Raw genomic sequence first — 9474 nt, 5'->3', positions numbered from 1 at the left:
GCGGTGAGCCGTCCCGCAAAGCCCGGCAGGAGGTCGGAGCATGTACATCAAAACAGACGGCATCGTCCTGCGCGAGGTCGCCTATCAGGACAGCGATAAGCTGCTGACCGTGCTGACGCGCGAATACGGCAAGCTGACTGTGCGGGCGCGCGGCGTCCGCAGCAGCCGCAGCCGCAGCAAGGCGGCCTGCCAACTGCTGGCCTATTCCGAGTTCACGCTGCTCGAGCGCGGCGGGCGCTATGTCGTTACGGAGGCCACGGCAAAGGAGATGTTTCCGGAGCTGCGGAACGATCTGGAGCTTTTGTCGCTGGCGTCCTATTTTGCGCAGGCCGCGGACGTGCTCAGCCCGGAGGGCGAGGAGAATCCGCCGTTCGTATCACTGCTGCTCAACGCCCTCTATGCGCTCGGCAGGCTCGGCCTGCCGCAGAAGCTCGTCAAGGCGGTCTTTGAGCTGCGCGCCATGTGCCTGAGCGGCTATGAGCCGGACCTGCGCGGCTGCGCCGTGTGCGGAGCGCCGGAGCCGGATCGCTTCAATATCTCACAGGGCGTGCTGCAGTGCGCTGCCTGCCGCACGGAGGAAGAGAACGACATCCGTCTTCCCATGAGTGCCGGGACGCGCGCCGCCCTGCGCTATCTGGACTCCGCGCCATCTTCGCGCGTGTTTTCGTTCCGACTTGCGGAACCGTCGCTCTCCGAGCTGGGGCAGATCACGGAGAGCTATCTCTGCACGCGGCTGGAGCGCGGCTTTTCCACGCTGGATTTCTATAAATCTCTATTTCTTTGAATCCATATCTGAGGTACCCGTACCATGACAGAACTATACGAAAAATCCCTGCGCAAGCTCGAGCTGGACAACGTGCTGGCTCAGCTTGCAGACTGCGCGAACTCCGAGGACGGTAAGGACCGCTGCCGCGCCCTGCTGCCGCTGGACGATGCAGAGGAGATCCGCCTGCTCCAGCAGCAGACGACGGCGGCCTGCGGCATGATCGTCCGCAAGGGCGCGCCGGGCTTCCATGAGCTCAAGCCCGTGGCAGCCAGCCTCGAGCGCGCTGACCGCGGCGGCTGCCTGACGCCGGTGGAGCTGCTGCGCATTGCGGGTGTGCTGCGCTGCATCCGCAATGTCAAGGCCTATTACAGCGAGGACGGCGAGCCGACTGTGCTGGACGTCTATTTTCAGGAGCTTTCGCCGAATCGCTATCTTGAGGAGAAGATCACGAATTCCATTCTCTCCGAGGAGGAGATCGCCGACGCGGCCAGCAGCGAGCTGGCGGATATCCGCCGCCATATGCGCATCCAGAGCGCAAAGGTCAAGGATTCGCTGCAGAAGATCATCTCCTCGCCGAGCTTTTCCAAGTATCTGCGTGACCCGATCATCACGCTGCGCGGCGACCGCTATGTTGTGCCGGTCAAGAGCGAATACAAGAGTGAAATTCCCGGTCTGGTCCACGATGTGTCCTCGACGGGCAGCACGTTCTTCATCGAGCCGATGTCCGCCGTGAATGCGAACAACGCCCTGCGCGAGCTGCTGATCCGCGAGAAGAAGGAGATCGAACGCATTCTGGCCGCACTGTCGGCCGAGGCGGCCTCGTTCCGCGAGGGCATCTGCCACAGCTATGAGATGCTCGTGCAGCTCGACTGCATCTTTGCCCGCGCGCGCCTGTCGCACAAGATGGACGGCATGGAGCCGGAGATCCGCACGAACGCCAGTCTGGAACTCGTGCGGGCGCGCCATCCGCTCATCGACCGCAAGAAGGTCGTTCCCGTCTCGCTGCGGCTCGGCTCGGATTTCGACACGCTCATCATCACCGGCCCGAACACCGGCGGCAAGACCGTTACGCTCAAGACCATCGGCCTTCTGACGCTGATGGCGGAGTGCGGCCTGCATATCCCGGCCGACCACGGCAGCGCCATTTCCGTCTTCCGGCAGGTTCTGGCGGACATCGGCGACGAGCAGTCCATCGAGCAGTCGCTGTCCACCTTCTCCGCCCACATGAAGAATATCGTCGACATCGTTGCCGGCTGTGACCGCGACACGCTCGTGCTGTTCGATGAGCTGGGCGCGGGCACGGACCCGGCCGAGGGTGCGGCGCTCGCCAATGCGCTCATCGAGTTCTGCCGCCAGTGCGGCAGCCGCGTGGCCGCCACGACGCACTATGCCGAGCTGAAGCTCTATGCCATGCGCACGGAGGGCGTCATGAACGCCTCGTGCGAGTTCGACGTGGAGACGCTGCGGCCGACCTACCGCCTGCTCATCGGCATCCCCGGCAAATCGAACGCCTTTGCCATTTCCCGCCGCCTCGGCCTGCCGGAGCCGATCATCGACAAGGCAAAGGGCCTTGTGAACGAAAACGACCGCAACTTTGAGGACGTCCTGAACCAGCTCGAGCAGCAGCGCCAGCAGATGGAGGCCGCAAAGCTCGAGGCCGAGCGCCTGCGCCAGGAAACGGAGCAGATGAAGGAGAAGTCCGAGGCCTATTACGCCGAGATCAAGCGCGAGCGCGAAAAAGCCGTGCGTGCGGCCCGCGCCGAGGCGCAGAGCATCATCGACGATGCCCGCCGCACCTCGAACGAGGTCGCAGACGAGCTGAAGCAGCTGCGCAAGCAGCTGCGGGAAAACGCGGACGTGCAGGGCTCGAACGCGAAGCAGACCGAGCTGCGCCGCAGGCTCAACGAGGCAGAGGACCGCCTTGCCGGGCATGACGACGCGCCGAAGTCCCGCCCGCAGGCCGCGCGTGCCATCCGCGTCGGCGACACGGTCGAGCTTGTCCGCTTCGGCACCCGAGCGAGCGTGCTGGCCATTAACAAGGACGGCTCTTATCTGCTGCAGGCCGGGATCATGAAGGTCACGGCGCAGCCGGACGAGGTATATCTCATCGAGGAGACGAAGCAGCAGGCCAAGAAGATCATCGAGCGAAGCCAGCGCGTCTTCCGCAGCGCGGGCGCCTCAACGGAGCTGGACCTGCGCGGCATGTCGGCTGACGAGGCCGTTGCTACGCTGGATATCTTCCTCGATAACGCCATGATGGCCAATCTCGCCTCCGTGCGTATCATCCACGGCAAGGGCACGGGCGTCCTGCGCAAGGCCGTGCAGGACGAGCTGAAGCGCAATCGCTGCGTGAAGCGCTACCGCCTCGGCGTCTACGGCGAGGGCGAGGACGGTGTGACCATCGCCGAGCTGGCCTGACGGGAAATCCCGGCAAACTTGAGAAAACAGTTGACAAATGCCCCTGTTTTGTTATATTCTAAGAGAAGCATATCACCTCGCGCAGCCTCAAATTTGAAGGAGTGACACAGGATGTATACAGAAAAATCGGTGGTCAAGTGTGAGTCTGGTCTGCACAACAGACAGGCTACGTTTTTCATTCAGAAGGCCAATGAATTCCGTTCCAGCATCTGGATCGAGGTCGACGACCGGAAGATCAATGCCAAGAGCCTGCTGGGCGTACTCTCCATGGCCATCACCACGGGCACGGAGGTCACGCTGATCGCCGAAGGCCCGGACGAGGAAGCGGCCGTCAAGACGCTGGCGCAGATGCTCGTCAAGGATATTTTCTGATCCGCTCAACATGAACGGCTGCCCCAAACGCACGGAATCGGCGGCGTTTGGGGCAGCTTTCTCGTCAGAATGGAGCAAGCATGACCCGTGAGGAATTGAAGCAGGCCGCGCTGTCGCTGCCCTATGAGCCGGGCGTTTATCTGATGAAAAACGCCGCCGGGACCGTGATCTACGTCGGCAAGGCAAAAAAACTGAAAAACCGCGTCAGCCAGTATTTTCAGGATACGGCGGCGCATAATGCAAAAACGCGCAAAATGGTGTCGAATGTCGATCATTTCGAGACGATCGCCGCCGCGACGGAGTTTGAGGCGCTCGTGCTCGAATGCTCGCTCATCAAGCACTATATGCCGAAATACAACATCCTGCTCAAGGACGATAAGGGCTACCCCTACCTGCGCGTCGACCTGCGTGAGGCCTATCCCGTCATCACGCTGGCCACGCGCGTCACGGACGACGGCGCGCGCTATTTCGGCCCCTACGGAAGCCGCGGGCGCACGCAGCAGGTCATCGACGCCCTGCGTACGACGTTCCGCCTGCCGGGCTGCTCCAAAAAATTCCCGCGCGATATCGGCAGGGAGCGGCCCTGCCTGAACTATCAGATGGAGCGCTGTGACGGCTGGTGCAGGCCCTGCATGCAGCAGGCGGACTATCACGCGCGGCTGGAGCAGGCCGTCCTTCTGCTCGAGGGCAAGCACCAGAGCCTGTGTCAGGAGCTGCAGGAGAAGATGGAGGCCGCGGCCGAGGAGCTGCGCTTTGAGCGCGCGGCGGAATACCGCGACCGTCTGCGCGCCATTGAGCTGCTCGGGCAGAAGCAGCTCGTCACGGCAGGCACGATGGCGGACACCGACGTCATCGGCTGGTACCAGACGGAGGCGAAAGCCTGCTTCGCGGTGCTGCACTTTATCAAGGGCAACCTCATGGATAAGGACTATGAGGTCCTGCCTGTGCCGGAGGAGCCGGACGACGCGCTGTCGTCGCTTGTCAAGCAGTACTATCTGACGCGCAAGGCCGCGCCGCGCCGCATATTCCTCCCGGCGGAGATGGACGACGCCGCACTGTTCGAGGAGCTTCTGCTGCAGGAGCTCGGCAAGCATGTGCTCATCCGCACGCCGCAGCGCGGCTACGGCCGCAGGCTCGTGGAGCTGGCGGAGAAAAACGCTCGCGAGGAGGCCGAGCGCGCTACCTCAAAGGCAGAGCGCCTGAGCGGCACGCTCGTGCTGCTGCAGGGCATGCTCGGCCTGCGCGAACCGCCGCGCCGCCTCGAGGCCTATGATATCTCGAACATCGCGGGGACGGACATCGTCGCCTCCATGACGGTCTTCGAGGACGGCAAGCCGAAAAAGAGCGATTACAAGCGCTTTCAGGTGCGCGGCCTGACGGATCAGGACGACTACGCCTCCATGCGGCAGGTGCTCTGCCGCCGCTTCCGTCATTATCTCGACGGCGACAGCGGCTTTGCTGAGCGGCCGGACGCCCTGCTCATCGACGGCGGTGCCGTGCACGCCGAGACGGTCCGTGCCGCCTTGTCGGAAATGGGCGTGTTCCTGCCGATCTTCGGCATGGTCAAGGACAACCGCCACCGTACGCGCGCCCTTGTTACGCCGGACGGGCAGGAGATCAGCATCCAGAGCAGCCCGGCGGTGTTCGCCCTCATCGGGCGCATCCAGGAGGAGACACACCGCTTCGCCATTACCTATCAGCGCACCCTGCGCAGCCGCCATGTGCGCGGCTCGCAGCTCGATGCCATCCCCGGCATCGGGGAAAAGCGCCGCAATCAGCTCCTGCGCCGCTTCCGCTCGCTCGCGGCCATCCGTGCCGCCAGCCGGGAGGAGCTGCAGGAGGTGCTGCCCGCGCCGCAGGCGCAGGCGGTCTATGACCATTTTCACGGACAGGAGCAAACACAGCCATGAGAGTTATCACCGGAACGGCGCGCGGCACAAAGCTGAAAACGCCGGAGGGCATGCTCACGCGCCCAACGACGGACCGCGTGAAGGAAGCCCTGTTCAACATCATCCAGTTCGACATTGCGGGCGACGTACTCGACCTGTTCGCCGGAACCGGCCAGCTCGGCATCGAGGCGCTCAGCCGCGGGGCCTCACGCGCCGTTTTCGTCGACCACCGGCAGGACGCCGCGGCCCTTGTGCGCGAGAATCTGCGCCGTACGCATTTTGAAGACAGGGGAGAGGTCGTGTGCGCGGATTTCACACAGTATCTTGCGCGGTGCAGGCGGAAATTCCGCCTGATCTTCCTCGACCCGCCCTATGCAGAAAAATCCCTCGAAACGGCGATTCAGCGCCTATCGGAAATTGACATTTTGTCGGATGGTGGTATAATTATCACAGAAAGGCCCCTCGGCAAACCGCTTGCGGAGGAATTTCCGGGCTTGACCCGCTCAAAAGACTATCATTACGGAAAAACGACCATCACCCTGCTCCGCAAGACCGGGGCGGGCGGCGGCAACGATTAGGAGGCAATATCATGAACGAACACGGCATTGAAGAATTGATCGGCACCCTGTATGAAATGGTGCAGGACGCACGCTCCGTGCCGTTCAGCAGCGATAAGTGCGCTGTTGAGCGCGAAAAGGTCCTCGACCTGCTCGATGAGATCAGCAACCAGCTCCCCGGCGAGCTGAAGCAGGCAAAGACCATCGTGGACTCCCGCAGCGAGCTCATTACGAACGCAAAGCGCGAGGCAGAGAATATCATGAAGTCCGCGCAGGCACAGGCCCGCCAGCTCGTCTCGCAGGAGGCCATCTACCTCGAGGCCAAGAATCAGGCCAACGATATGGTGCGCGCCGCGCAGGATAAGATCAAGGAGCTCAAGAAGGTCACGAACGACTACGTCGACGATTCCCTGCGCCGCACGGAGGAGGCCGTCGCCGAGGCTCTGAGCGAGATCCGCAATTCCCGCTCGAAGTTCCGCGCCCTCGTCAATCCGCAGGCCAAGAACAACTCCGCGATCATCGAAGACGTGTAAACCGGCGCCATGAGCCGGAACCGTATTCTCATTACCGCCGTCGCGGCTGCGCTCCTTGTGGTCTGCGGCATCGGCATTTTCTTCGCATCCAACCGCGACCATGCGGCAGAGCGCGCCGACGAGTGGACCATGCAGGGCATGACCCTCGCACCGGACGGCTCGGCCACGCCGTGCACCGTGCGCATCGCGGGCACGTCTCGCTCCTATTTGCTCGGCGGCAGAGTCGGCGCGTTCGAGACGGGGACGGACGGCGGCATCTATGTCGACGGTACGCGCGTCTGCTCCGGCGTTATCCTGCCGGACGACGCCTTTGACCCGTGGCTCACAATGCAGGCGGATACCGATCCGTTCTGGATCGCAGCCGACGGCAGCACGCTCGTCCTGCCGCTTCCCGGCACGCAGTCGCTCGTCGTCGCTCCGGCAGAGTCAGAGCAGGCGGCACAGGAGCTTTTACAGTCGCTGCAGGAAGCGCTCCCGGATGAGACAAAAAACGCGATCTCCCCTTATCTCAAGTGACCCGTGGTTAACGATTACCCGTTTTATGCTGAAAGGGAAGGTGCTATATGAAAACCGCAGAAAACAGAAAGCATGCAGCTGCCATTGCCGCAGCCTGTATTGCGCTTGCCGCGCTCGTGGTTCTCGGGACCGTGATCATTTCGTATTGGAACACGCCGATTGCAAAGACGGAAAGCCGGACGATGCAGGCGATCGCTCTGCAGGAGGATGGCTCCGCGGAGCCTTGTACCGTCCTCATCAGCGGCATTTCGTATCACTACCTTTTCCGGAATCACGCGGATTCCTTTGAGGCAAACGATCCGGGCGGCGTATTCGTAAACGGCAGCCGCATCATGGACAGCCTGATCCTGCCGTCGGACATCGACTCGGATTGGATGTTCTGGCAGGACAACACGCTCTGGTGCGACGCGGCCGGGGAGCAGCTCATTGTGCTGCTGCACCGCGATGCGGACGGCGCGTTTGCAGAGACCGGCACGCCGGTGCTCGTCATCGCCCCGGCGGAGACGGAGCAGGCGGCACAGGCTCTTCTGCAATCGCTGCGGGAGACGCGCGCGGGCGATGCGGAGACGCAGCGCCTGATCGAACCGTTTTTGAAATAACCGGACGACACAGCGCCCCGTCCCATTGGGGCGGGGCGTGTTACTACATAACTTACAGGAGGCAGAAATGACGGAACTGGAACGTTATCAGCAGTGGTGCGAGCAGGCGCCGCTGAATGAGGCCGGGCGCGCTGCGCTGGCCGCCATGCAGAACGACGAGACGGAGCGCAAGGGCTGCTTCGGCGCAGAGCTGCAGTTCGGCACCGCGGGCATCCGCGGCATTATGGGCATCGGCACGAATCGCCTGAACGACTTCACCGTTCGCCGCACGGCGCAGGGCCTTGCCGCATGGCTGACCTCGACGGAACTGCCGCAGCGCTGCGCCATCGGCTATGACTCCCGCCACAACTCCCGCCGCTATGCGGAGCTGTGCGCCGTGGCCCTCGCGGAGCGCGGCGTGCATGTCTATGTCTATCACGAGCTGGCCCCGACGCCGATGCTCTCATTTGCCGTGCGCCAGCTCGGCTGCGGCTGCGGCATCGTCGTTTCCGCCAGCCACAACGCGGGCATCTATAACGGCATCAAGTGCTACGGCCCGGACGGCTGCCAGATGACGGATGAGCCGGCGGCCCGCGTGTTTGCCGAGATCGAGAAAATCCCGTATTTCCTCCCGGCGGAAAAGAGCTTTGAGGACTTCCTTGCGGAAGGCGGCGTGGAATTCATCGCGCCGGAGCTGTGGGAGCGCTACTATGAGACCGTTCTCGGCGAACGCCTTGCCACTGTCCCGTCCGATAACCTGAATCTGCTCTACACGCCGCTGTGCGGCACGGGCAACAAGCCGTTCCGCACCGTGCTCGGCCGCATCGGCGTGAACGTCGCCGTCGTTCCCGCGCAGGAAAAGCCGGACGGCGATTTCAAGACCTGCGAATATCCGAACCCGGAGACGGACGCCGCGCTGAACGAGAGCTACAAGATCGCGCGCGAGACGCACCCGGACCTCATCCTCGGCACTGACCCGGACTGCGACCGCGTGGCCGTGGCCGTCCCGGTGGAAGGCGGCTTCCGCAAGCTCAGCGGCAACGAGCTGGGCTGCCTGCTGCTGGACTACATCCTCGGCACGATGCAGAAGGCGGGCACGCTCCCGGCAGACCCTGTCGCCGTGCGCAGCATCGTCTCGACCCCGATGGCAGACAAGATCGCCGCAAGCTACGGCGTGAAGATGCGCAGGGTCCTCACGGGCTTCAAGTACATCGGCGGTGAGATCCTCACCCTCGAGCAGAAGCACGAGGAGAACCGCTTCGTCTTCGGCTTTGAGGAGAGCTGCGGTTACCTCAAGGGAACGTATGCCCGCGATAAGGACGCCGTCGTCGCCTCCATGCTGACGTGCGACCTCGCCGCCGCGCTCAAGCGTGAGGGAACGAATCTGGCCGAGCACATGGACGCGCTCTACAGCCGCTTCGGCTGGCATGAGGCGCGCGTGCTGAGCTGCGAGCTGCAGGGTCCGGACGCCATGGAAATTTCCGCTGGCTTTATGGCGCAGATGCGCCGCGAGCTGCCGAAGGCTGTGTGCGGCATCGCCGTCACGTCCGTCACGGACTATCAGGCGCGCGTCACGCGCGATCTCGTCCACGGCACGGAGGAAGCGGTCACGCTGCCGAAGTCCAATGTGCTCGTGCTTCAGCTCGGCGAGATGGGTACGGTCATCCTGCGTCCGTCCGGCACGGAGCCGAAGGTCAAGATTTATCTGACCGCCGTCGACGCCGACCGCGCGGCAGCCATGAAGCTGCTGGACGATATGGCCGCCGAAATGAGCGGCTATCTGCCCAAAAACGCTTGACAACCGGCCGGTTTTCGGCTATCATAACCGCATAGTGAAAACGCATG

General features: G+C 63.1%; 9 protein-coding genes and 1 other annotated feature (1 of these 10 only partly in view). All 9 genes read left to right on the top strand.

Features of this window, described 5'->3' with window-relative positions; genetic code table 11:
* Positions 1-40 precede the first annotated feature (40 nt).
* The 9 genes from recO (at position 41) to ACMKFF_RS01170 (ending at position 9427) form a co-directional block, all read left to right on the top strand.
* Entirely contained in the window at positions 41-784 is a 744-nt protein-coding gene (gene recO / locus ACMKFF_RS01210) for a DNA repair protein RecO (RefSeq protein ID WP_418467801.1), read from the top strand.
* A 24-nt stretch (positions 785-808) separates the two neighbouring features.
* Positions 809-3184, top strand: coding sequence for an endonuclease MutS2 (locus tag ACMKFF_RS01205; protein WP_419495788.1), 2376 nt, complete (start codon positions 809-811; stop codon positions 3182-3184).
* 111 nt (positions 3185-3295) lie between these two features.
* Positions 3296-3556, top strand: coding sequence for an HPr family phosphocarrier protein (locus ACMKFF_RS01200; protein ID WP_349135483.1), 261 nt, complete (start codon positions 3296-3298; stop codon positions 3554-3556).
* Between the two features lie 80 nt (positions 3557-3636).
* On the top strand, positions 3637-5466 hold the full coding sequence (gene uvrC / locus ACMKFF_RS01195) for an excinuclease ABC subunit UvrC (RefSeq protein ID WP_367927629.1): 1830 nt from the start codon (positions 3637-3639) through the stop codon (positions 5464-5466).
* Positions 5463-6023, top strand: a complete 561-nt coding sequence (gene rsmD / locus ACMKFF_RS01190; protein ID WP_367927628.1) for a 16S rRNA (guanine(966)-N(2))-methyltransferase RsmD — start codon at positions 5463-5465, stop codon at positions 6021-6023. Before uvrC ends, rsmD begins: the two co-directional genes overlap by 4 nt.
* Positions 6024-6034: 11 nt before the next feature.
* Entirely contained in the window at positions 6035-6535 is a 501-nt protein-coding gene (locus ACMKFF_RS01185; protein ID WP_349135480.1) for a hypothetical protein, read from the top strand.
* Between the two features lie 9 nt (positions 6536-6544).
* A complete protein-coding gene (locus ACMKFF_RS01180) occupies positions 6545-7051 on the top strand; it encodes a hypothetical protein (RefSeq protein WP_419495787.1) in 507 nt (168 codons plus the stop codon).
* A gap of 47 nt (positions 7052-7098) precedes the next feature.
* Positions 7099-7650: a hypothetical protein gene (locus ACMKFF_RS01175; RefSeq protein WP_419495786.1), complete on the top strand. Its 552-nt coding sequence runs from the start codon at positions 7099-7101 to the stop codon at positions 7648-7650.
* A 67-nt stretch (positions 7651-7717) separates the two neighbouring features.
* On the top strand, positions 7718-9427 hold the full coding sequence (locus ACMKFF_RS01170) for a phospho-sugar mutase (RefSeq protein ID WP_419495785.1): 1710 nt from the start codon (positions 7718-7720) through the stop codon (positions 9425-9427).
* A 36-nt stretch (positions 9428-9463) separates the two neighbouring features.
* Positions 9464-9474 (top strand) — a binding site (T-box leader) (it continues 199 nt past the right edge of the window).

Origin of the sequence: Faecousia sp., from assembly GCF_048519415.1 — a bacterium.
Lineage (GTDB): Bacteria > Bacillota > Clostridia > Oscillospirales > Oscillospiraceae > JAZOXB01.
This window is presented reverse-complemented; position numbering and strand designations above follow the sequence as displayed.